This window comes from Pseudoalteromonas sp. SG43-5, assembly GCF_014164345.1.
Taxonomy (GTDB): Bacteria; Pseudomonadota; Gammaproteobacteria; order Enterobacterales; family Alteromonadaceae; genus Pseudoalteromonas; species Pseudoalteromonas distincta.
Window position 1 is genome coordinate 22,602 of sequence record NZ_JACJFA010000022.1, and the last position, 24,130, is coordinate 46,731.

Annotated in this window: 22 protein-coding genes; 10 read left to right on the forward strand and 12 right to left on the reverse strand. The window is 40.0% G+C overall.

Going from position 1 to position 24,130, the window contains the following annotated elements; translation table 11 throughout:
• Window positions 1-225: 225 nt before the first annotated feature.
• A complete protein-coding gene (locus tag H5161_RS17505) occupies window positions 226-2,742 on the forward strand; it encodes a TonB-dependent receptor (protein WP_154902994.1) in 2,517 nt (838 codons plus the stop codon).
• 13 nt (window positions 2,743-2,755) lie between these two features.
• Window positions 2,756-3,745 (forward strand): MBL fold metallo-hydrolase, encoded by a 990-nt coding sequence (locus H5161_RS17510; RefSeq protein WP_182695754.1) that lies wholly within the window; start codon window positions 2,756-2,758, stop codon window positions 3,743-3,745.
• Between the two features lie 43 nt (window positions 3,746-3,788).
• Here H5161_RS17510 and H5161_RS17515 read toward each other — a convergent pair whose 3' ends face one another.
• Entirely contained in the window at window positions 3,789-4,697 is a 909-nt protein-coding gene (locus tag H5161_RS17515) for a LysR family transcriptional regulator (protein WP_154902992.1), read from the reverse strand.
• A gap of 149 nt (window positions 4,698-4,846) precedes the next feature.
• On the opposite strand from H5161_RS17515, the gene H5161_RS17520 reads away from it, so the two are divergent.
• Genes H5161_RS17520 through H5161_RS17545 form a run of 6 tightly spaced genes read left to right on the forward strand, consistent with a single transcriptional unit; the run spans window position 4,847 to window position 10,250 of the window.
• On the forward strand, window positions 4,847-5,836 hold the full coding sequence (locus H5161_RS17520) for a fumarylacetoacetate hydrolase family protein (protein WP_154902991.1): 990 nt from the start codon (window positions 4,847-4,849) through the stop codon (window positions 5,834-5,836).
• A complete protein-coding gene (locus H5161_RS17525; RefSeq protein ID WP_154902990.1) occupies window positions 5,829-6,617 on the forward strand; it encodes a cyclase family protein in 789 nt (262 codons plus the stop codon). Before H5161_RS17520 ends, H5161_RS17525 begins: the two co-directional genes overlap by 8 nt.
• Before the next feature lie 35 nt (window positions 6,618-6,652).
• On the forward strand, window positions 6,653-7,813 hold the full coding sequence (locus H5161_RS17530; protein WP_154902989.1) for a S9 family peptidase: 1,161 nt from the start codon (window positions 6,653-6,655) through the stop codon (window positions 7,811-7,813).
• Window positions 7,814-7,823: 10 nt separating this feature from the next.
• Complete coding sequence (locus H5161_RS17535; RefSeq protein WP_154902988.1) at window positions 7,824-8,759, forward strand: VOC family protein; 936 nt, start codon at window positions 7,824-7,826, stop codon at window positions 8,757-8,759.
• A 2-nt stretch (window positions 8,760-8,761) separates the two neighbouring features.
• A complete protein-coding gene (locus H5161_RS17540) occupies window positions 8,762-9,118 on the forward strand; it encodes a Rieske (2Fe-2S) protein (RefSeq protein ID WP_182695759.1) in 357 nt (118 codons plus the stop codon).
• Between the two features lies 1 nt (window position 9,119).
• Window positions 9,120-10,250: an FAD-dependent oxidoreductase gene (locus H5161_RS17545; RefSeq protein WP_182681167.1), complete on the forward strand. Its 1,131-nt coding sequence runs from the start codon at window positions 9,120-9,122 to the stop codon at window positions 10,248-10,250.
• An 87-nt stretch (window positions 10,251-10,337) separates the two neighbouring features.
• Here H5161_RS17545 and H5161_RS17550 read toward each other — a convergent pair whose 3' ends face one another.
• From H5161_RS17550 to H5161_RS17590, 9 genes are read right to left on the reverse strand one after another with little or no spacing between them, the layout of a single operon-like run.
• Window positions 10,338-11,096, reverse strand: a complete 759-nt coding sequence (locus H5161_RS17550) for a sulfite exporter TauE/SafE family protein (protein ID WP_182769757.1) — start codon at window positions 11,094-11,096, stop codon at window positions 10,338-10,340.
• 24 nt (window positions 11,097-11,120) lie between these two features.
• The gene (locus tag H5161_RS17555) at window positions 11,121-12,107 is read right to left on the reverse strand and encodes an aldo/keto reductase (protein ID WP_182769758.1); all 987 of its coding nucleotides are present in this window, start codon (window positions 12,105-12,107) and stop codon (window positions 11,121-11,123) included.
• Between the two features lie 20 nt (window positions 12,108-12,127).
• On the reverse strand, window positions 12,128-13,072 hold the full coding sequence (locus H5161_RS17560) for a Gfo/Idh/MocA family oxidoreductase (RefSeq protein WP_182681164.1): 945 nt from the start codon (window positions 13,070-13,072) through the stop codon (window positions 12,128-12,130).
• A gap of 14 nt (window positions 13,073-13,086) precedes the next feature.
• Complete coding sequence (locus H5161_RS17565) at window positions 13,087-13,926, reverse strand: class III extradiol dioxygenase subunit beta (protein ID WP_182769759.1); 840 nt, start codon at window positions 13,924-13,926, stop codon at window positions 13,087-13,089.
• A 2-nt stretch (window positions 13,927-13,928) separates the two neighbouring features.
• Complete coding sequence (ligA, locus tag H5161_RS17570; protein ID WP_058429838.1) at window positions 13,929-14,318, reverse strand: protocatechuate 4,5-dioxygenase subunit alpha; 390 nt, start codon at window positions 14,316-14,318, stop codon at window positions 13,929-13,931.
• Between the two features lie 9 nt (window positions 14,319-14,327).
• Entirely contained in the window at window positions 14,328-15,221 is an 894-nt protein-coding gene (locus H5161_RS17575) for an amidohydrolase family protein (RefSeq protein WP_182769760.1), read from the reverse strand.
• A complete protein-coding gene (locus H5161_RS17580; protein ID WP_182769761.1) occupies window positions 15,218-16,237 on the reverse strand; it encodes an amidohydrolase family protein in 1,020 nt (339 codons plus the stop codon). Before H5161_RS17580 ends, H5161_RS17575 begins: the two co-directional genes overlap by 4 nt.
• 49 nt (window positions 16,238-16,286) lie before the next feature.
• Window positions 16,287-17,360: a 4-oxalomesaconate tautomerase gene (locus H5161_RS17585; protein WP_182769762.1), complete on the reverse strand. Its 1,074-nt coding sequence runs from the start codon at window positions 17,358-17,360 to the stop codon at window positions 16,287-16,289.
• Window positions 17,361-18,050, reverse strand: coding sequence for a 4-carboxy-4-hydroxy-2-oxoadipate aldolase/oxaloacetate decarboxylase (locus tag H5161_RS17590; protein ID WP_182769763.1), 690 nt, complete (start codon window positions 18,048-18,050; stop codon window positions 17,361-17,363).
• Window positions 18,051-18,247: 197 nt separating this feature from the next.
• On the opposite strand from H5161_RS17590, the gene H5161_RS17595 reads away from it, so the two are divergent.
• Window positions 18,248-19,387: a LysR family transcriptional regulator gene (locus tag H5161_RS17595; RefSeq protein WP_259395096.1), complete on the forward strand. Its 1,140-nt coding sequence runs from the start codon at window positions 18,248-18,250 to the stop codon at window positions 19,385-19,387.
• Window positions 19,388-19,392: 5 nt separating this feature from the next.
• Here the strand turns inward: H5161_RS17595 and H5161_RS17600 are convergent, their stop codons facing one another.
• The gene (locus H5161_RS17600) at window positions 19,393-20,265 is read right to left on the reverse strand and encodes a helix-turn-helix domain-containing protein (protein WP_182711652.1); all 873 of its coding nucleotides are present in this window, start codon (window positions 20,263-20,265) and stop codon (window positions 19,393-19,395) included.
• 121 nt (window positions 20,266-20,386) lie between these two features.
• Here H5161_RS17600 and pobA point away from each other — a divergent pair, with 121 nt between their 5' ends.
• Window positions 20,387-21,595 carry a 4-hydroxybenzoate 3-monooxygenase gene (gene pobA, locus H5161_RS17605; protein ID WP_182724886.1) on the forward strand — a complete coding sequence of 403 codons (1,209 nt, stop codon included), beginning with the start codon at window positions 20,387-20,389 and terminating at the stop codon, window positions 21,593-21,595.
• A 762-nt stretch (window positions 21,596-22,357) separates the two neighbouring features.
• Here pobA and H5161_RS17610 read toward each other — a convergent pair.
• Window positions 22,358-24,007 (reverse strand): carboxylesterase/lipase family protein, encoded by a 1,650-nt coding sequence (locus tag H5161_RS17610; protein ID WP_182769764.1) that lies wholly within the window; start codon window positions 24,005-24,007, stop codon window positions 22,358-22,360.
• Between the last annotated feature and the right edge of the window lie 123 nt (window positions 24,008-24,130).

The window sequence follows — 24,130 nt, forward strand, 5'->3', positions numbered from 1 at the left end:
AATAGTTAATTGCAATTACCTTTTTTATCACCTTTCCTCGCTAGAGTGCCTAGTTCTCTCATGTATCTATGAAATAGGTAACTTCAATCATAAAAATCAATTAACTTGATATGCAGTTTTTACTTTATCTTTACTTTTGCGTTGCACACACATCGCAATCTCGTCACTTGTATTAACAAGTTATTAGTAAAACGCTTTTACACACACAATTATAAGGATAGAACTATGAACAAATCGTATTTACGTTCATGTATTCTGACTGCATGTTTAGCACCTTTAGCTATTTCGGCTCAAACTGCCGAAAAAACTACAGAACCTAAAGCAGATAGTGGTATTGAGTTAATAACGGTTACAGCACTTAGAAAAACAGAAAGTTTACAAGATGTGGCTGTACCTATTGATGCCGCAACAGGTAAAGAACTATCACGCATCGGTGTTACCGATGCAACAGGGCTTAATAAAATATCACCTGCACTCAATGTTGTCTCTGGTGGCGGCTCTAATACTGTATTTTTTGTCAGAGGCGTTGGTAACTTTGCTGTAAATGCATACACAGATGCTGCTTTAGCATTTAACGTAGACGGTGTATTTTTAGGGCGCCCAACAGCCACAACGGCATCATTTTTAGATGTAGAACGTATAGAGGTTTTAAAGGGACCTCAGGGCACTCTTTATGGCCGAAATGCAACAGCGGGTGCGATCAATGTTATTTCAACAAAACCTGAACTTGGTGAGACATTTGGCAATATTTCTATTGGTGCTGCTAACTATGGAACAATAACAGCTTCTGGTGCTGTCAATTTACCAATAAGCGATGACTGGGCAGCTCGTTTTGCGATTGGCAAAACTAAAAATGACGGCTACAACGATGATGGTACAGCGGCAACAGATGATACCGCATTCCGCGCACGTTTATTTGGTGAGTTTTCAGAAGATGTAAACCTTACCGTCACTGCAGATTACTCAACAACAAAAGGCAATGGTAATTCACCTTCATTTGAAGGTAGTTACGGATTCCCACTCCAAGGAAGTAATAACCACCCAAAAAATATTCCAGGTTACAACTTCAATCCTGCTCCAGATAACGTATCAGCTCCTCATACAGGCCCAGGTACACCAGCTGCAGTTGAATACTACACAGGCCAAATAACCTCGCCAGCATTTACTTCTATCACTCCCCTATATGACCCTTATATAGACAACGAGTATATGGGGGTGTCGGCAGAGTTAAACGTTGCAACATCATTGGGTGATCTAACAATTATTCCGGCTTATAGAGAGAATACGGTTGACGTTTTATTTAATAATCCCGCTTTCCAAGCAGCTATTAATCAAGAAAACCACCAGCAATCTAGTTTAGAAGCTCGTTTCTCTACAACCGTAGGGGCGCTTGATTTAATTATGGGTGGCTTTTACTTTGATGAAAAAGTTGATGGTCTAGCCTCATTTAACCAATACAGCTTGCAATCAACGCAAGATATTGAAAACTCCAGTACAAAGTCAACCGCGTTTTTTGTTCATGGTAAATATCACATCTCTGATGATCTTAGACTCGTTGGTGCTGTGCGTTGGACCAAAGATAAAAAAGAATTTAAGGGACAAGCGGATGTATTTCTAAATTTATGTATTAGAGATTTACCAGCCTACCCTGGCGGACCAGAAATCCCTAATTGTGACGGTGCGCCAGTTATTCCTGTTGGTGCAACTGTTGCAGAAACAATTGCATCTATTGATCCAGCGGATTTGCCAGAGGGAGCTCCTATAGCTAATCGAGGTCCTGTTCCGTATGGCCAAATTCCGTTGTTTCCTGGTGCGCCAGATAACCTGCGTGCAAACTTGCTTTTCATTAACCAAACACAAATTGACCGTGTTCAAGAAAATGACGAAATAACGTATCGAGCAGCAATAGAATACGATATTGCTGATAGTAATTTACTCTACACTAGTTACGAAACAGGCTATCGTTCAGGAGGGTTTAGTCCAACAGCAGGTCGTGAAGAGTTTTTACCTGAGTATATAAATGCATGGACATTTGGTTCTAAAAATAGATTTTTAGATAATTATTTACAAATCAATGCTGAGGCATTTATTTGGGATTATGAAGATCAACAGGCAAGTCACTTTGGTATTGATGGTAATGGTAATTCTGCATTCTTTACTGAAAATATAGGTCAATCAAGTATTAAAGGCGTTGAAGTTGATATTCTTTATCAACTGACTGAAGCAACACGAATCAAAGGTAATATTCAATACCTAAAAAATGAGATTGAAGAGTTTAGTTACCTTCAAAAAACGCCAGACGAAGCTGTAAATGTTGTGACTGGTTGTGACACAACGGTAATAAGCATGACTGATGGGGAGCCCACATATAATGTCAACTGTTCAGGTAAGGAAGGCAGAAACTCGCCATCACTTTCTTTAACTGCAAGTATTAACCATTACTTAGAGTTTAATAATGGTTATTCGGCATCGGTGTCTTTTGATGCTCGTTACCGCGACGAACGTTGGGTTGGCTTTGACTTCTTACCATCACAGCGTGCTGAAGATGTTATTACCTTAGACACTTCTATGCAATTATTTTCAGCAAATGATAAGTGGTCAATTCTCGCATATGTGAGAAACATAACTGACGAAGAGATAAAAGCAACATCACAGTTATTTGCAAATGGTGGCAACACCATGGTATCAACCTATGAAAAACCAAGAACATACGGCATTACATTTAAATATGACTTCTATTAAGAGAGCACACACAATGAAAAAAAGTAGTATTTTATTTAATTTATTTCTATCTATAGGCTGTTTAGCATTTACGTTTAACGGTAACGCAAGCGAAACAAAAAATGAGTGGATAACTCTAGGTACGATGGCAGGCCCTATTCCTAATGCAAAACACTCTCAACCAGCTAATGCGATGCTTGTTAATGGTAATACCTATTTAGTAGATGCGGGTGATGGAACTGCAGGGCAATTAGCAAAAGCAGGACTTAATATAAAGGATGTGGATGCTATATTTTTAAGTCACCTTCACTTTGATCACACAGGTGGTTTGCCTGCAATTATTAGCTTAAGGTGGCAAACAAGTGCTAATAATGAGCTTGTTATATATGGCCCGCCAGGTACTCAGCAAACCGTTGATGGTATTTTTAAATACATGACTTACGGTGCATTAGGTCATTATGGTGTTCCTGGTCAAGTTCCAGCTCCTGCAAATAACAATATTAAAGTAATTGAGGTTCAAGATGGCTCAGATATTAAATTTGATGACTTTACCCTAAATGTAATTAGAAACACTCATTATAGCTGGCCAAAAGGCAGTGACGAATGGAACAAGTTTCAAGCTTTATCGTTTAAGTTTACACTGGATGATGGTTATACTGCTGTTTACACTGGTGACACGGGCCCTAGTAAGGCCGTAGAAAAACTCGCAAACGGCGTTGATTTATTAGTTAGTGAGATGATGGATATTGATCATACCGTTAATCAAATTAAGAAAACGAATCCTCGTATGCCAGAGAAAAAATTTAAAGGTATTCATAGGCACCTTTCAAAGCATCACTTATCTCCTCAGCAGGTCGGTGAGCTGGCTAAAGCAGCAGACGTAAAAAAACTCGTCATTACTCATATGGCGCCAGGGTTAGATACTTCAGAGGAAATCGACTTTTATACCAAGCAAGTGCAAGGTGAATACAAAGGGACGATATCAATAGCTCAAGATTTGAATCGGTATGAATTAAAGCACTGACCTAATTATATAAAACTATAAGTCGCCTATTAAGGCGACTTTTTTATAAGTTTTGTGCAGTAGAAATTACTTTTTCTCTTAACCACCGGTGTATAGGGTCGTTATTAAGTGTAGGGTGCCACATCATTGATTCAACTAAAAGGGGTGTATCAAAGGGAAATGAAACGACCTTTAAACCATGCTTTTGTGCGTGTATATTGGCAAACTTTTTGGGTAAAATAGCTACGCGTTGAGTCCCCTTCAAAGTATAAATCATAGTAGAAAAGTCATTTGTAATAATATCAACTTTTCGACTTCCTCCCATCGTCTCCGTTAACCATGTTTCAATACTTAAATGACTTGTTCGTGCAAAACCTACCGACACATGCCCCATACTGCCAACTTGTTCAGCTGAAATTACATCACCAGCAACTAACTTGTTATCCATATCGACTACACATGCAAGTTCATCAACCATAAGTAATGAACTAGGGTAACCATCAAGCATTACCGATTCCGGTGCTATAAATAAATCGGCTCCTCCTTTGGTAAGTATATTAACTTCATGCGAAAACGGCGATAAAAACTCAAACGTCAATAATGGAGCTAACGTAGCAAGCTCGGTTAAAATACTAGAAAACAGAACTTGAATAACATAATCCGATGCAACAATTTTGAAATGACGTTCACTTTTTAATGGATCATTAAATCGCTTACCAATAATCCCGCCTCTAATGGTTGTCAGTACTTCAGTAATTGGTACTTGAACTTCAAGCGCAAAAGGGGTCGGTTGCATAGTTTTACCAACTTGCACCAACAAGTCATCCTCGAAAAAGGCACGTGCTCTACCCAAAATACTGCTCATAGCAGACTGCGATAAATGCAGTCTCTTAGCGCTTTTGGTTATGTTTTTTTCTTCTAGTAAAACATCTAATGCAACCAGTAAATTTAAATCTAAATGCTCAAATCTCATAACATTGGCCCACTGCTGATTTTTAAATTTTGATTATTTTTAAGTATTAAAATTATTGATACAACCTATCTAAACATTCAATTTCATCAATTGCAAATGAAGTATTAATATGACTTAAACCAAAGTTTAACAACATCTGCGGACACACAATGAAATTTGCAACAATTAATAATTCAAAACCAGATGGTCAGCTTGTATTAGTCTCAAAGGATCTAACTGACTACGTAGACATTAGCGACCTAGCCGGCACGCTCCAAGAGGCACTAGATTTATGGCCTGCTATACAAGATAAGCTTTTACTTCGCTACGAGGCACTTAACGCACTTGAGCTAACAGGCATTAATAAAGTGTGTAACACTCAATTAATGGCCCCTTTACCACGTAGTTGGCAATGGTTAGACGGTTCACTTTTTTTAAATCATGGCGTGTTGATGCAGCAAGCATTTCATCTGGACCCAATCGAAGATGCTGATATTTATCCACTTGTTTATCAAGGTGCTGGCGATAGCTTTCTTAGCGCTAATGATAAAATTGCAGCTCCAAGTAACGAAGTTGGTCTTGATTTTGAGGGCGAATTTGGCGTGATGGTCGGTGACATCCCAATGGGGAGTAGTCCAGAGTTTGCACTTGAGAAAATACGTCTAATAGTCATGCTTAACGACATCAGCTATCGCGCACTCGGGCCAAGAGAAATGAAAACAGGTTTTGGCTTTGTACAAGCTAAAGGCCCTACCAGCTTCGCACCATTTGCTATTACCCCTGATGAGCTTGGTGAAAACTGGCGTAATGGTCGTATTTCACTGCCACTAGAAGTTTACCGTAACGACAAATGGTTTGGTGCGCCTGATGGCATAGAGATGTTTTTTGGTTTTCATGAATTAATTGCCCATGTCGCTAAAACTCGCCCTATTAAAGCGGGCACCGTGTTTGGCTCAGGTACTGTTTCTAACGCAGATATTAGTAAAGGACAAGCCTGTATCTCAGAGCTACGTGCTAAGGAAATGATTGCCACAGGCAAACCACAAACAGACTTTTTACAATCTGGCGAAACAGTTCATATGCGAGTACTAGATTCGCAGGGCAAGTCAATATTTGGAGATATAAAACAAGAAGCCATAATGGAGAATACACATGTTTAATCCATCACAATACACATTAATCGATTTATCGGTAACGCTTGAGAATAACCCCTATACCGATCCACCGCCATTATTACCAAAAATCGAGTATACCGACCACCAACAAGGTTGGCCAGAAATGTCATCAATGTTCCCTGGTTTAAAAAAAGATCAACTCCCAGGGAATGAATCGTGGGCGGCTGAACGTTTAGAGATCACCACTCATAGTGGCACTCACATGGACGCACCATGGCACTATGCCTCTACCACAGATGGTGGAAAACCAGCCTTTGGTATTGATGAGTTGCCCTTGGAGTGGTGTTTTCAACGCGGTGTTAAATTAGATTTTAGAGATTTCCCTGATGGTTATGTAATTACTGCCCTAGACGTTGAAAAAGAGCTAGCCCGAATTAATCACACCTTATCGCCGTTAGACATCGTTTTAGTCAATACCCGTGCAGGCTCTGTTTACGGTAAGCCTGGTTACCTTGATGCTGGTGTTGGTATGGGCCGCGAAGCCACCTTGTATCTTTTAGAGCGCGGTATAAAAGTTGTGGGTACCGACGCTTGGAGCTGGGATGCTCCTTTTAAATTCACTAAACAACGTTTCGAAGAAAGCGGCGACCCATCAATCATTTGGGAAGGCCATAAAGCGGGTCGCGACATTGGTTATGGGCAAATGGAAAAGCTAGCAAACTTAGCATCACTACCAAGTAGTGGTTTTTTAGTTTCATGTTTTCCTTACAAAATTAAACATGCCTCAGCAGGTTTTGTCAGAGCTGTCGCATTTCTAGAAAAGTAGTTGAGCACAACACATTAATTTATTAAGAGGTTATTATGTTTAAGTATTTCCCGACGAATTATGTATGGAATTTATCAGTAAATTTAGCTATCGAAATGGGCGCTCGCATTGGCGAAATCGAAGAAATGTGTGGCCCTTTACAAGAGGCTGCAAAATCACCAGATAAAGAAGGCGTTCAAGCATTTAGAGACACGTGGGCTAAAATGGCCGATAAACTATGTGGTCTTGCTGAAGAAGATCTAGAACGTGGCAGACTGCTTTCTGCAGGGTACAAATATAATCGCGCTGCAACCTACCTTATAACCTGTGAACGCATTCAAGCACATGGCGCCTCGGGAAGAACAGAGCTGTATAAACGTTCACTTTCGCTTTTTCAAAAATCAATCGAACTGGGTCACGAAAACTGTGAACGCGTGGAAATTCCTTATGAAGGCAAACACCTTAGTGCTCTTTATGTCAAAGCCAAAGGCGTTAAAGGCCCTGCCCCTATTCTTATACAAATAAACGGCCTAGATTCATCAAAGGAAATGAAATATCGCGTTGGTTTACCACAATGGTTAGCAGAACGTGGCGTTTCATCACTTGTTTTAGATCAACCAGGTACAGGTGAAGCGTTAAAGCTACAAGACTTCCATGCTCGTTTTGACACTGAGCATTGGGCAAGTGTTGTTGTTGATTGGTTAGAACAACATGATGAAGTAGATAGCAAGCTAATTGGCATGGAAGGTGTCTCTTTAGGTGGCTATTACTGCCCTCGTGCGGTAGCGAATGAACCGAGACTTGCCCTAGGCTGTGTATGGGGTGCAAACCACGATTGGCGTGACGTTCAAAAACGTCGCTTAGAAAAAGAAGGTGACTTCCCCGTACCTCATTACTGGGCACATGTGCAATGGGTTTGGGGTGCAAAAAATATGGATGATTTCATGGAAATTGCTGAAAACGTCCACCTTGATGGTCAAATTGAAAAAATTAAAGTGCCATTTTTAGTCACTCACGGCGCTAAAGATTCGCAAATTCCACTTAAATGGGCCGAGCGCACCTTTGAGCAACTAGTCAATAGCCCTAAGCGTGAGCTAAAAATCTTTACAGAACGAGAAGGTGGTGTACAGCACTCTAGCTTCGACAACAGTTCAAACGCGGGTCAGTACATAGCTGATTGGGTAGCTGAAACATTTAACGAATTAAAAAAACAATAAGGATCACACCATGAATATTATTGGCCCCGATACGCTTGTTTTTGGTGTTGAAGACACCGAGAGTTGTAAGCAGTTCGCACTAGATTATGGCTTAACACAAAAAACTGAAACACGATTTGTTGCTCTTGATGGCACAGGTATTGAGATTAAAAAAGCAGATGACAGCTCATTACCGAATCCTCTTGCTACTGGTTCAATGCTGCGTAAAACAATTTACGGTGTAAAAGATCAGCATACAATAGATGCTTTAAAAACAGAGCTTGAAAAAGACCGAACAGTAACAACTTTAGACGATGGCAGTATCGAATCTGTTGACGATTTAGGGTTTGTTATTGGTTTTCAAGTGACCATACGGCAATCGCTCGAGAATCTACCAGCAGAAAAAGTCAACGCGCCAGGGTGTGAAAACAACCGTGCTGTAAACAATATTGGTATTAATACAGACTTCAAGGCAAAGCCTCGTAGCCTTTCTCATGTTGTGTATTTTGTACCGGATGCCGTTAAAGCTGAAGCTTTTTACGCACAGCGTTTAGGCTTTATTACTACGGATCGTTTTACCCATGTAGGTCCTTTTATGCGCCCTGCCGGTACCAACGATCACCACACATTATTTTTTATAAATACCCCGCCACACATGCAAGGTATTGAGCATTTCACTTTTCATATGAGCGGACCAACAGAAGTTTCTCAGGCAGGTACTGCCTTAGTTAATAAAGGCTATCAAAGCTTTTGGGGGCCAGGTCGTCATATATTCGGATCAAACTGGTTTTGGTACTTCAAAAGTCCGTTTGGCTGCAACATTGAATATGATGCTGATATGGATTTACACGATGATGAATGGACTGCACGAGAAGCAATGCCGGGTGCTGATAATTCGCAAGCTTTCTTGCTTCAGTACCGCGAAAAGTGGGCACCAATGGGCCCACCTCCCGGTAAACCAGAGTAATCATGAGTAAAGTATTTATCGCCTATAAAAGCGATATTACAGAGGGTCAAGCTAAAGGCTTTGACCCTCTTAATCAAGGGCGCGACAGCCTCTTTATAGTTCATAAAAATGGGGAGTATTATGGCTATAAAGATATCTGTCCTCACTACGGTGATACCACATTACCTTGGAAAAAAGATAAATACTTAGATTCAAAAAGTGATCAAATAGTCTGTGCTGCTCACGGCGCTTTATTCGAAATTAGCACTGGTATTTGCACACAAGGGCCATGTAAAAATCAGGCCTTAACAAACATTGAATTAGATATTCACCAACACAATGAAATTTGGGTGGATATAACAACAATAAAGGAGTTCTAAAATGAACCCGTGTATTTCTAATGTATTAATAATTGGTGGTGGCTTCTCTGGTATGTCGGCAGCCATCGAACTTGAGAAAAAAAATATTGCTGTCGATTTGGTAGAAATTGATCCTAACTGGCGAGCAGAAGGGGCTGGGATCAGTTTAGGTGGAGCTACAATTCGAGCTTTTCAACAACTTGGAATTTTAGAAGAGTTTTTAGCAAAAGGCAGTGCCCATGAAGGGTTAGATATATATGCCCCACATGGTTTGCACCTGGCCCATATACCAACGCCATTAATGGCTAATGCTAATATTCCAAAAGCGGGCGCTATAATGCGACCAGCACTTGCACAAATTTTGGCAAATAAAACGAAACAAACCAATGCCAATGTTAGGCTTGGCTGTACATTTTCATCTATTGAACAAGACGAAAATGGGGCAACAGTAACCTTTACCGATGGCACAACAAAAACATATGACCTAATTATTGGTGCTGATGGCTTGTACTCAAAAGTACGACAAGTCACATTCCCTGAAGCTGAAAAGCCTAAATTTGTAGGCCAAGGTGTATGGCGAGCCGTACTGCCTCGCCTTGAAGGCATTGATAACACGGTAATGTGGGTAGGCGAACATATTAAAGTAGGGGTTAACCCTATGTCGAAAAACGAAATGTATATGTTTGTTACAGAGGATAAAATTGAAAATAATTATATTGAACCAAAAGACTTTTTACCTTTATTAAAAGCACTTGTAGCCAAATTTCCAGCACCGGTAGTACAAGAAATACATGCTCACCTAAATGAAAACTCTAAAATTGATTACCGACCACTTGAAGGGCTATTAGTTAAAGAAGCATGGCATAAAAACCGAATCGTACTTATTGGCGATGCAGTACATGCAACGACACCTCATTTAGCGTCGGGTGCATGTATAGGTATTGAAGACGCTATTGTACTGGCTGATGAACTAACTAAGCATGCTCAGTTAGAACACGCACTAACCGCTTTTAAAGAGCGCCGTTGGGAGCGTTGTAAGCTTGTTGTTGAAAACTCAGGTCGACTTGCTCAAATTGAAATAGAAGGAGGCGACAAAGCTGAGCACTCTGCAATTATGCGCGACTCCCATATTGCTTTAGCTAAAGCAATATAACTGACCCGATTTTAGGTTAACTAGGTTGTTAATACCCCTTCGCTGAAAATGAGTGACAGCGAGGGGGTATTATTTACCTTATCCCAACTAATTATAAAAATAACGGACGCCTTGCCATATCAAATGCAGGGATAAAAAGCTCAAGATAAGTCGTAATACCTTTCTAAAGTTAGCTCCATGCGTTTTATTTAATACATGTAAACCTACAAACGTTCCGAACACACCACTAATAACCATACAAAAAATTAAAGGCAGCCAATCAAGAAAAGTAAATCCAACAACGCTAAAAACCGCCGCTTTTAATACATGCTGAAGTGCCATACAGCTTGAAAATGTTGCCGTAAATTTTAATTTTTCATACTCTTTTGTATACAAATAACTGCTTACAATTGGGCCGCTAGCGCCAACAAATACAGAGAGAAAGGCAGTACTCAACCCTGCAATAAGGCGCACGCTTGGTGATGTGCCACTAAATTTGGGCTTTGGACCCCACAACAAATAAATAATAAATATTGCCAACACAATTTTCATCGGCTCAAGTGCTATTTGTGTTAATACAGTAGTCGATAACAAAGCACCAAACAGCCCCCCTACTGAAAAATAAGCCAACATATCTAGGTCAATGTATCTATACGTTGCTATTGCACGAGTCGCATTAGATCCTAACTGAACAAGGCCATGAACAGGAATAACAATGGACATAGGCAGCATTGAGGCCATTGTAAGAAGTAGTAATAACCCGCCTCCTGCACCAAATGCGGCGGTAATAAATGATCCAAAAAAAGCGGATGCAATTAAAATCCCCGCATATAGCGGGGTGAGTAAATCATTTAGTAATAAGCTCAAAACGAAAAACCTTAATTGCTACATTTAAAACTCTTCGGTGTCTATTTCCGTTTGAGTTGCTTCAGGATAACGCGGACCACTAACTGAGAACGGTGAGAATAAAGCTGATAGTTGCGTTAACTGCTCTGCTGACAGTACAATTTTTTCAGCACTTACATTATCGGCTAAATGTGCATTATTCTGTGTGCCAGGGATAACATGAACATGCTCACCTTGATGAAGCACCCAGGCTAAACACAATTGAGCCAGTGTTAAATTTGTGCTTTGTGCGATAGATTTTAATGCACTTAACAATTGCTTGTTTTTGCTAAAATGAGGTTCATTAAAGCGTGGCATACCACGTCTAATATCACCTTCAACTAGTACCTCTAGACTGGTAACCTGCTCAGTTAAGAAGCCTCTCGCTAATGGTGAAAATGCAATAAAAGCAGCCCCTATATGCTTACATGTTTCGAGGACTGCAATTTCAGGATTACGCGTCCATAACGAATACTCTGTTTGCACTGCTGCAATCGAATGTACGCTATTTGCTCGCATTATTGACTCGGCTGATACCTCAGATAAGCCAATTGCTTTAATTTTTCCTTCACCAACTAAGCGCGAGAGCTCGCCAACACTCTCCTCAATCGGCACAGATTTATCCATACGATGTAAGTAATATAAATCTAGAACTTCTGTATTTAGACTAGTTAAAGACGCCTCTATTGTTGATCGAAGCGTTTGTGGACGCCCATCAATAACACGCTTGCCATTAACGCCCGCCATACCACATTTGCTCGCCAAAAAAATTTTATCTCGGTGTGGAGCTAAAGCTTTACCTAGTAGGGCTTCATTTTTACCAAATCCATACAAAGCGGCAGTATCAAAATGCTCAACACCTAAATCAATCGCTGCGTGTAATAAATTAATTGCAGCTTCATCTGAGGGAGGACTCCCATAGGCATGGCTCAAGTTCATACAGCCCAACCCAATTGGATTAACGCTATGACCATTAATTTTACGCTTATTCATACGCCCTCCTTTGCGATTAATTATTGATTATTTAATTGCTGCTCTAAGTCGTGAAGCACCCGATAACAATCAAGTACCTGCTCCACACTTGAATTAGGCTCGCGACCTTCTTTTATAGCAGTAAAAAACTCTCTATCTTGCAGCTCAATACCATTCATTGATACATCAACAGCGGAGACATCAATCGCATTTTCTTTGCCATCCACTAAATCATCATAGCGTGCTATGTATGTTCCTGTGTCACCAATATAGCGGAAAAATGTTCCTAAAGGCCCATCATTGTTAAACGATAATGATAAGGTACAAATTGCACCATTTTCAGCTAGTAATTGAATAGACATATCTAAAGCAATACCAAGCTCTGGGTGAATTGGTCCCTGAATAGCATTCGCTTTAACCACTTTAGCGCCTGCTTGATAAGCAAATAAATCAACAGTGTGCGCAGCGTGGTGCCATAAAAGGTGATCAGTCCACGACCGGGCCTCGCCTTTAGCATTGATATTTTTACGACGGAAAAAGTACGTTTGTACATCCATTTGCTGAATACTAAACTCATCAGCCGTTATTTTATTATTAACCCATTGATGTGATGGATTAAAGCGCCGAGTATGCCCAACCATACAAGTCAGCCCCGTGCGCTTTTGTACCTCAACTACCTTTAATGAATTCTCCCAGCTATCTGCTAATGGGATTTCAACTTGCACATGCTTACCCGCTTCCATACATTGGATAGATTGCGCAGCGTGTTGCTGAGTAGGTGTACATAAAATAACTGCATCTGCGTCAATTTTAAGCGCATCATTTAAGCTTGTAAAAACCTGTGGAATGCCATACTCATCAGCCACTTTTTGAGTTTTTTCTAGCGTACGACCAACAAGTGCTACCACTTCAACACCGTCGATATTTTTAATACCGTCAAGGTGCTTAATTCCAAATGCGCCTGGTCCAACAACAATTACTTTCATAAAATTTCTCCAGGTTATTTATTTTCTAAAACAAGATGACCAACAGCAGTATTAGATGCGGGTACATGATAATGACGCTTCTTTAATTCAACCTCATCATTGAGCGCACCACGCATTACGAGCCACATAATAAGCTCAATGCCTTCAGAGCCAGCTAGGTTAATGTATTCAAGATGTGGTTTTAGGGCTAAGTTTTCAGCATCATCAACAATGTCATCTAAAAAGGCATTATCGAATTCTTTATTAATTAAACCTGCACGTGGCCCCTGTAATTGATGGCTCATGCCGCCCGTCCCCCAAATTTGTACATTTAGGTCTTCATCAAAGCTTTCTACAGCTTTACGTAAGGCCTTACCTAAATTGTAACAACGCTGCCCAGATGGGGTTGGATAAAGTACTACATTGACAGCAATAGGAATAACTTTACACGGCCAATTTTCAGGCTGACCAAACATTAGCGATAACGGGACCGTTAAGCCATGATCAACATCTAGAGTATTAACAACAGTTAAGTCAAAGTCGTCTTGAATAACAGATTGAGCAATATGTGATGCAAATTCAGGATAGCCTTTTACATTGGGTACAGGACGTGGCCCCCATCCTTCATCGGCTGGTTTAAACTCTTCACCTGTTGCAATCGCAAAGGTAGGAACTAAATTAGAGTCAAACGCGGTTGCATGATCGTTGTATACCAATAATACAACGTCCGGCTTTTGCTCCTTTATCCATTCTTTAGCGTAAGCATACCCCTCGAATAATGGTTTCCAATACTCATTATCAGTTATGCCATTATCGATTGCGGCACCAATAGCCGGAACATGTGATGTTGCAACACCTGCTTTTATTTTGGCCATGATTAACTTCCTTTTTTTAATGTATTACTGCTGTCGGGTACACGACCCCCTGATAGCATCATTTGCGCGTATTCGTCTTGTGTCATACCCGTCATCGTTGATGCTGCGGCTTGAAAACTAATACCGTCGCTAGAAAAGATTTTTGCAAGGAAATAAATATTGCCGCCTAAGCTCATCATTTTGTTGTAATCACGTGCTATAACCGCTTCTTTTTGTGCTTCACTCATTGGCCACTCATCAAGGTAGGCTTTCTGACCTGCTTTAAACCTTTCACGATTTGGCGCCTTCATCAACGACATGCAAAATTGATTTAAGTGAAAACCTAAACGCGCCATATCGGCGTCAAATATAGTGGTACCTGGCACCTCTTTGTAAGGTTTATTAATCGCCATATGTATTCCTTATTTTGACCAATACAAACGCATTGGATTATCAATTAATAACTTTTGCTGTAATTCAGTAGTGGGGGCAAACAGCGGGATCATGTCCACTAATTTACCATCGTCAGGCATGTGGCTTTTCATATTTGGGTGAGGCCAATCTGTGCCCCATAAAACACGGTCAGGAAAACTTTCGACGACTTTGCGCGCAAAAGGAACAACATCTTGGTAGCCTTTATTTGGACCATCAATAGAAATTCGTTCAGGGCAGCTTACTTTAGACCATACATTTTCATTTTCGCGCATAAACTTTAAAAACAACGCAAAGTCTTCGCCTTCAACAGATTTAGTAACATCTGGGCGCCCCATATGATCAACAACTAATATCGTTGGTAAACTAGTGAAAAAATCATAAAGCTCGGGTAAATCTTGGCTTTCAAAATAAATAACAATGTGCCAATCACGTTTAACTATTCGTTCTGCAATGCGTTTTAACGAGTCAAATGGCAAAGCATCAACTAACCGCTTAACAAAATTAAAGCGTACACCTCTAACACCTGCAGCATGCAATCTATCAAGCTCAGCGTCGCTAATATCTTCTTTAATAGTTGCAACACCACGTGCTAAACCATTTGATGCCAAAAGCGCATCTACCATCGCATTGTTGTCAGCTCCATGACAGGTTGCTTGCACTATCACATTTCGACTAAACCCTAAGTAGTCGCGTAAATCCCAGAGCTGCTGTTTTGATGCATCGCATGGTGTGTATTTACGTTCGGGTGCAAAACCAAACTCATTGCCGGGGCCGAATACATGACAATGCGCATCAACAGCCCCTTTCGGTAACTCAAAGCTAGGTTTTGATGGCGATTGATGCCAATGAAGCCAATCGGCATCCATTACAAATTGACTCATAAACCCAACCCTTTTAATTTGGCGTCTAAACGTGGGTATACGCGACGCGCATTTTCTTCAAATATCGCTTTTTTGTCCGCTGCCGATATTTCTAATGTGTCAATGTAACGTTTAGTATCATCAAAATAGTGTCCGGTTTGCGGATCAATACCACGCACAGCCCCAATCATTTCAGAGCCAAATAAAATGTTTTTAGTATCAATAACGTCTACTAATAAATCTATGCCTGGTTGATGATAAACGCAGGTATCAAAATATACATTTTTCATAACATGCTCGTTAAGTGGTGGCTGCTTCATCATATCAGCCAATCCACGATAACGCCCCCAATGATAAGGCACCGCTCCACCACCATGAGGTATAATAAACCGTAAATCAGGAAACTCGTTAAACAAGTCACCTTGTAAAAATTGCATGAATGCGGTGGTATCAGCATTCATATAATGCGCACCCGTCGCATGAAAATTTGGATTACATGAGCCCGATACATGGATCATTGCAGGAACATCGAGCTCAACCATTTTTTCATAAAGTGGAAACCAACTCGGATCGGTTAACGGAGCTGAAGTCCAATGACCACCAGAAGGGTCAGGGTTTAAATTACAACCAACAAATCCTAATTCATTAACACAGCGCTCTAGCTCAGCAACTGAATTTTCAATTGGTACTCCCGGCGATTGTGGTAATTGGCACACTCCTATAAAACGCGTAGGGTATAAGTCAACAACTCGCGCTATTAAATCGTTACAGGCTGAGGTCCATTGTTTTGATACCTCCTCATTACCTACGTGATGAGCCATAGCCGATGCACGAGGTGAAAAAATAGTCATATCTAAGCCACGTTCATCGAGCAACTTTAACTGATTTTTTTCAATACTTTCGCGAATTTCATCGTCTGAAATATAGGGAACATCTGGGAGTGCTTTTCCCTCTTTAAATGCTTTAATTTGCGCTTCTCTAAAAAGCTGTAATGGCTCTGGCGCTGTTGTGTAATGTCCGTGGCAGTCTATTATCATTGTGTGTCTCCTGCTGAGAGTATTATTGAAACTATCTTTTAGTAGTCGATCAAGCCATTGCGGAGCCGACCATTAATAACCGCGCGGTTCTTAATAGCGCAGAGCGATGTATTTTATAAGTGCTCAGCTGTGTAACACCTGATACCTGCATTTCAACAGTAAACTGACCCGTTGGATGCTCAACAACGATATCAAACTCCCCATCACTAAAGTTTTGGTTAGCATACCTATGGGCTACAGTACCTTTTAAAACACATGCACTTGCTACGCTCACACTGCCTAACACCCCAATAGCCTCATGAACACGGTGGGGTATAAATGTTCGAGTGTTAATTACCCCACCATTTTTTGCAGGGCTTACTAAAGACATTTTTGGAATCGTTTTATTAGTTACATCCCCTAAATTCATCATCTTAGCCGCGATTAAACGAATAGCTTCAATCTTTTGCTTTAAATCGGTATTATCTTCGAGTGAATTAGGCGACTCATCACCCACTAAACTAAACTCGCTAGCATCTAAAATAACCACCGGCATGCCGTTATCAATACAGGTTATTGAATACCCATTAATTTCATCTATGGCATTACCCGTAGGAAAAAGTGCACCACAATTGGCACCCGCTATATCTAGAAAGTCGAGCGTGATAGGCGCTGCTGAACCTGGTACACCGTCGATTACGGCATCCCCTTTATAGCTTACTTTGCCATTAGGAGTTTGAACGCGTGCAACAGCTGAGGCTGCAGTATTTAGCATATGAATTCGTACATCGGTTGTTTTTTCTTTTGCATTCACTAAGCCCTGCTCAATTGCAAATGGCGCAACACCGGCGAGTAAATTGCCACAATTTTGTGTATCACTCACCACCGCTTTATCAACTACAACTTGTAAAAAAAGGTAATCCACATCAGTATTTGCTCGCATTGATTTTTCAACAATAGCCACTTTACTGGTGAGAGGATGCGCACCACCTAAACCATCAATTTGCCTTGTGTCAGGCGACCCCATTATGTGTAACAGTAATTCATCGCGCTTTGAGGAATCACTCGGAAGATCACTGGCTAAAAAATAAAGCCCTTTAGAGGTACCACCGCGCATAATTGAGCAAGGAATAGCCGCGTGCATTTACTTATCCTCACTTTGCTTTATATAAGTTAAGCCTTTAGCTGCTAAACGCTCGCGCATAGCATATATATCCAAACCTAACTCACCCGAAGCTAAACGCTTTCGCTTGTCTTCTTCGTTAGCAACACGTTTCAGGACTTTTTCATGAACCTCTTCACCACGACTTTGTTCAACAACAACAACGCCGTCATCATCAGCAACAATGATGTCTCCAGGTTTTATATAAGCCCCTGCGCACACAACTGGCACATTGACATTTGCAATGGTTTCTTTAACTGTACCTTGCGCATAAACATCTTTAGACCAAACTGGGAAGCCCATTTCAGTCAGTGTTGCGATATCGCGTACGCCACCATCAATAATTAAACCTTTAACGCCTCGCGCTTGTAATGAAGTTGCCAACAAGTCACCAAAAAAACCGTCAATACACCCGCTCGTAGGTGTAACAACAAGTACATCATCTGGCTGACATTGCTCTACAGCTACATGAATCATCCAGTTGTCGCCAGGAGCCACTTCACATGTTACTGCACTGCCAGCAATACGAGCAGAGCGATAAATAGGCTTCATATAGCTGGCTAATAAGCCAACGCGACCTTGTGCCTCATGTACCGTTGCAACTTCAGCATTTTGGTATTTTTCTAATATCTCTTTATTAGGGCGCGCTATATCTGTAATACACACAGCCATACTATTTACCTTATTTATAATTAAACGCTATTGATGCAATGAGTATATTGAAGTCAGCTATATAAAGAACTTTAAAAAGCTGTCAAAGGACATTAGTTTTTTCTATAGTGGTAGTAATAAAATATTAATGTGTGAGTTAAATAAAAATGAATTTTAACAATAGACATTTGTTAAGCGCCTTGTATATAAGGAACTTAATGTCGTTAAGCAAGGCAGCTAATACTGTTCACTTAACCCAGTCGGCACTCACCCAAGGCATTAAAAAACTTGAAAACGAACTTAATCAAGTCCTATTTATTCGGACCCACTCGGGGATGACACCGACGCCAAGCGGTATATTTTTTCTAAATCGGGTTGAACGTGCATTTGAGTATTTGGATGAATTTTCGAGGGTTATTTTTAATAATAAACATAAGCAAGATGCCTTTAATCGCTCTGTCACTTCAAAGCAATTAGTAGCACTCATACACTTAGTACAAATGAAAAACTACACCGCTGCAGCCAATAAACTTAATTTGTCGCAACCCACCTTACACCGCAGCATCAAAGATTTAGAGCAACTATGTAAAAAGGACCTCGCGGTACGTTCACCCGTGGGTATTGAACCTACTTGGACGGCAAACTTGCTAAATCGTTTTGCAAAGCTGTTTTTCTCTGAATTACGCCAAGGTATTTATGAAATGAGGGAGTTTAATGGACAAATGGATGGTGCTCTAAAAGTAGGTAGCTTACCATTGGCACGCTCAGCTATTGTGCCATTGAGTATTATTGCTTTAAATAATGAATTTCCTGATGCCCAGCTAAGTATTATAGATGGTCCATACCAAGAGCAGCTAGCTAACTTACTTCATGGTGAAATTGACATCATTGTCGGTGCATTACGCATCCCTGCTCAACATAATGATATTGAACAAATTCCATTATTTAAAGATCAACTTTGTGTTGTAGTAAATGCTCAACACCCTTTGGCAAGCCGCCAAACAATATCAACAAAAGAGCTCCAGCAACTTGATTGGGTAGCACCTAACAAAAGCACACCCGCGTGGCAGGTTTTTAGTAACATATTTGTTAGCCGAGGTTTACCACCACCAAGCCATGTAATAGAGTGCAGTTCGCAAGTTGCTGCGCGCGGTATTTTATTAAACAGTTCTCGAGCGGCCTTGTTACCAGCCAAGCAAGTTGAAATAGAAGTACAAACAGGAATATTAGCTATCTGCCCGATGACACTGCCCGATACTGACCGTAGTATAGGACTGACAATACGAAAAGACTGGCAGCCTACCCAAATGCAATCGCGTTTTTTAACAATAATTAAAAACAATACGCGCATGCTTTAATCGAGCTAGTTAATATTCGACTGTTGCTTGAATAATGTTGGGGTTGTATTAGTGGCTAACTTAAAAAAACGGCAAAAATACGCGCTATCTTTAAATCCTAAATGAAGCGCTATTTCGTCGATTGTTTGTGTAGTATAGATTAAACGTCGCTTTGCCTCAGTGATCAGACGTTGATGAGCAATTGCTTTGGGAGAATCATTTAATAAACTTTTACAAATACGGTTTAACTTTGAAGTAGATATATGTAGCTTCTCAGCGTAGTCAGGAATAGTCATATGTGAGGTATAATTTAGCTCAATTAAGCTTCTAAAATTAACGACTATTTCTGTTTCTCGACTGCGGGCGTTACTTGCCAAAAGAGTAGTGTTTTTTTGCCTAAAAATATTTAATAATATCAATTTTAGCAATTGCTCAACGGCAATAGGCGCACCTAATTCATTATAATTAATTTCATACATTAGCAGCTCTATGTAGTGCTTTAAATGCACTAAACGTGCTGCATTTTCAAACTCAACCGTTAATGGCTTTAATAACAATTGATTCAGGCTAGTCTCACCATAATTGCTTACTAAAAAACTGTCGTCTATTGAAATTACAAAGCCTTGTGTGCGTGGTTTAAAATGAAAGCCATGTACAACACCAGCCGGAATAATTACCCCCCAATCCCCATTCAGTTGATACTCTCTTTCATCTAACCTCGCAGCCCAAGAGTTATTAAAAACAATTACAATTTGAACTAACTTATTATGACGATGTGGTGATATCTCCCATTTAAGCTCACTGCTTCGATAAGCTATATCTTCAACATGAACAGCACCTGGCTCTTGGCGAATAAACGGCTCTCCGTATAGGTCATAAAATGGAATTTTTTTATTCATGTGCACGTGTACTCAAATTAACTTTGACTCAAAAGTACAACAGATGACATCAATTGTGAATGGTTTAAACATTAACTAATGAGCAATATAAAAGAACACGATGTTTTCAACGAGTATAAAAATGCAATCATTAAAAACTAAAATAGCAATCATTGGCGCTGGGCCCTCTGGATTGTTACTCGGTCAACTTCTAGCTAAAAAGGGGATCGATAACATAATTATAGAGCGCGCATCAGGCGAATATATTTTAGGTCGTATTCGTGCAGGTATTTTAGAACAAGGATTAGTGAGTCTACTAGCAGAAGCTGGTGTAGATGAGCGAATGAAAAAGGAAGGCCACATTCACGATGGCTTTGAAATAGCACATTATGGTCAACGTCATCGAATCGATATTAAGGCACTTACAAATGGCAGCACCGTTATGTGTTACGGGCAAACAGAAGTTACCCGTGATTTAATGCAAGCGCGCCAAAACATAGGGGCAACGACTTATTATGAGTCTAGTGATGTTGCCATTCATGAGCAAAGTTCAAACTCCCCATTTGTAACGTTTACACAAAATGGTATTGAATATAAATTAGACTGTGATTATATTGCTGGATGCGATGGCTTTCATGGCGTTTCTCGACAATCTATCCCTAAAGAAAAACGTAACGAATTTGAACGTATTTATCCTTTTGGCTGGCTTGGGTTACTTAGCGATACTCCCCCCGTTGCTGATGAGCTTATTTACTGTAAAACTAAACGAGGCTTTGCTTTAGCTAGTATGCGCTCTTCAACCCGTTCACGTTATTATTTACAGGTGCCATTAACTGATAAAATTGAAGATTGGTCTGATGATGAATTTTGGACTGAGCTTAAAAAACGCTTACCTGAAGACGTAGCTGAGATGCTGATTACCGGCCCCAGCATTGAAAAAAGTATTGCCCCTCTGCGTAGCTTTGTATGTGAACCAATGCAAGATGGACGCTTATTTTTAGTTGGCGATGCCGCTCACATTGTACCACCTACAGGCGCTAAAGGTCTTAATCTGGCAGCATCTGATGTATCCACCCTCAGCAAATTGCTAGATAAGACATACAATGGTGAGGAACCTGATGCGGTAGCCAAATACTCCGAAATAGCATTAAAAAGAGTATGGCACGCCGAGCGATTCTCATGGTGGATGTCAAACATGCTGCATGAATACGATGATGACAACATGAATGAAAACGAGACTAAAACGCTTGAACGATTCATGGCATCCGAACTTGATTTTCATCTAAATTATGAAGAAGGTAAAAAAGTAATAGCAATCCAATATGTGGGAATGCCATACGAGAAAATTTAAACAAGTTCCCTTAAAATAATAAGCTCATATGATATTAGTAACATGGGCTTTATTTATTAATATATACGATTAGTTAACTAACTTAGTTATATCGTTTAAAAGCTTAACTATCTGATCGTTTTTGACAGCTTACCAAAACTGATTAAATTCAATAATTTCATTCTTTATCGCTGAAAGTAGTGGCAAATTTTGAGTAAAATAAGGTGATGGGTTGCCATATGTAACAAATTTAACCCAAACAACATACATTTCAGTGGCAACATTTTATCTGGAGGTGATTTGCTGCTGAAATTTAACTTTCACAGAATCAAAACAATTGAATTCAAATTGTATAATATGCCTCCTAAACTTTTCCTTTTAAGCTATAAGCTATGTATTTGAATCGTTAAGGCCATGTCTGCTACCCAATAAATACGGCTTACCTAGCTACAATTTTACTGAATCAATGAAATTTTTCGTAATAATTAAAAAGTAAACAGCAACGCTTTGGTCAGGGTTTGCGCCTTGATTTAATGCTATTGTGTGGTATTTGAGTTTAATTTAAATGGCACATATGCAGCTTTAGCATACTGAATCAGCCTAACAGACGGACCAAATGGTTAATACATTAAAATCTAATATCATGCTTAAAATGCACTAAACATGCTTTGTTTAATTTTTTAATAAACACATATCAACACGCTCTAAAAATATAAATTTTAGTTATGAAAATTTAATATTTATGCCAATAAAAGCCCGTATATATACGGGCTCTATAAATGTTTATTGGCTAATTAGATTGGTTATCTCATTTAAGCGATTCTCAAGTGGGTCTTGTTTTACCTCACTTCCGTTTTCGTTAAATTCAATTATTCTATTATCTTTAGCATTGTAATTAGGCCAAGCAATGCCTTGCTTAGGTGACGGGTTGCTGTATTTAGCAAACCTTACCCATACAGCGTGCATTGCACTGGCAATTTTAAAATCGTTTTGCGATGTTAACGGATTTTGCGCAAGAGTATTAAATACAAAAGGTATTTCAGTGGCATGGTATGCGCCATCAACTTTGCCTTTTAAGTGGCTAGGAACGTAATTAAAACGATAAAGCCATGTAGGCTGTTCACTCATACTCGCTTTGCTTGCAATATAGCGCGCAGGTTCTACAAAACGCTTATCACCGAATATCATAGAGCCTAGCAGTGGGTAATTTAACTCCCCATTTTTAGCTAGCACAAATGGCGCATACGCTTTAGTAAACTGAGCTTTATTGTTCACTGATTCGAGCGTTTCTGTGGCTATTGCAATAGCACCTTTCGGATTGTAGTCTTTTAAAAATCCCCACTCAAAATCCGTACTGCCAATAAAAAGTGGAACTTTTGTTTGTAGAGCTTGAGCAAACCCCTCCTCGTCACTTGTTAATACAATAGATGAGTCAATCATAGGCCCGCTGTAAGTAGGCGTATTTGCGTTCATCATATTCAAACCGCTCAATACCTTTTCTGCAGGTAAAGCACGTAGTTTTACGAGTGCTTTTATATCATTGGTATTAATTCCCACACTTCTAGCAAATTGAATGCCAGCATCCTCAGCTGAAGGGTTACCTTTAGTGCCTTTTTTATTTAAGTATACGACCGTCTCTGTCGAATGACTTCTACCACCCCCTGATTGCACAATCGCTTTGTGAAAAAGCCCTTTAGATTGGGGCGATAACATATGAAAATTCACCGAGCGCCCACCAGCTGACTCACCAAAAAGTGTTACATTATCAGCGTCTCCACCAAAATGGGTAATGTTATTTTTAACCCATTTTAGGGCCGCGATTTGATCCATTAAGCCGTAATTTCCAAGCGGTGTATTTTTGCTTTGTTCACTCAACCCAGGATGAGCAAAGAAACCAAAACGCCCTAACCTGTAGTTAAAACTAACAAATACAACGCCCGATTCGGCAAACGACTGACCACTATAAATAGCCGCTGACGAACCGCCATTGACAAAGCCTCCACCGTGTATCCACACCATAACTGGGCGCTTTTGAGTGATATCTTGTGCTGGTGCCCATATATTTAAGTAAAGGCAGTCTTCACTCAATGAGCCTTTTAGGGGCGCCGAATCACCAGGAAATGTGGTTTGCATACAGTCAGGGGCATATTGAGTTGCATCAAGCACGTCTCGCCACTGAGTCGCACTTTTAGGTCCCTGCCAGCGTAAATTAGCAATAGGTGCTTGTGCATAAGGGATCCCCAAAAATTTATTAACTGGCATTTTTGTATCTAGTACAGACACCCCTTTAACAAGCCCTAATTGTGTTTTTGCAATCACATTATGTGTGGCTTTTGCTTGCTCATTAAGTTCAGCTGAGTCTTGCCCGTTCGCACAAATACTTATGCTCATAAACATTGCAATGATAAAGCGAATTCGTTTTAAGGTATTCATATTAAATTCCTGAATTAAGCAGGTTGCCTTATTAAGCAATTGCTTATTGATTAATGCAGCCACATGAAAAAGCCGCATTATATAAGTATTACTAACTTGGGTATCTCACACTGAAATAAAAAG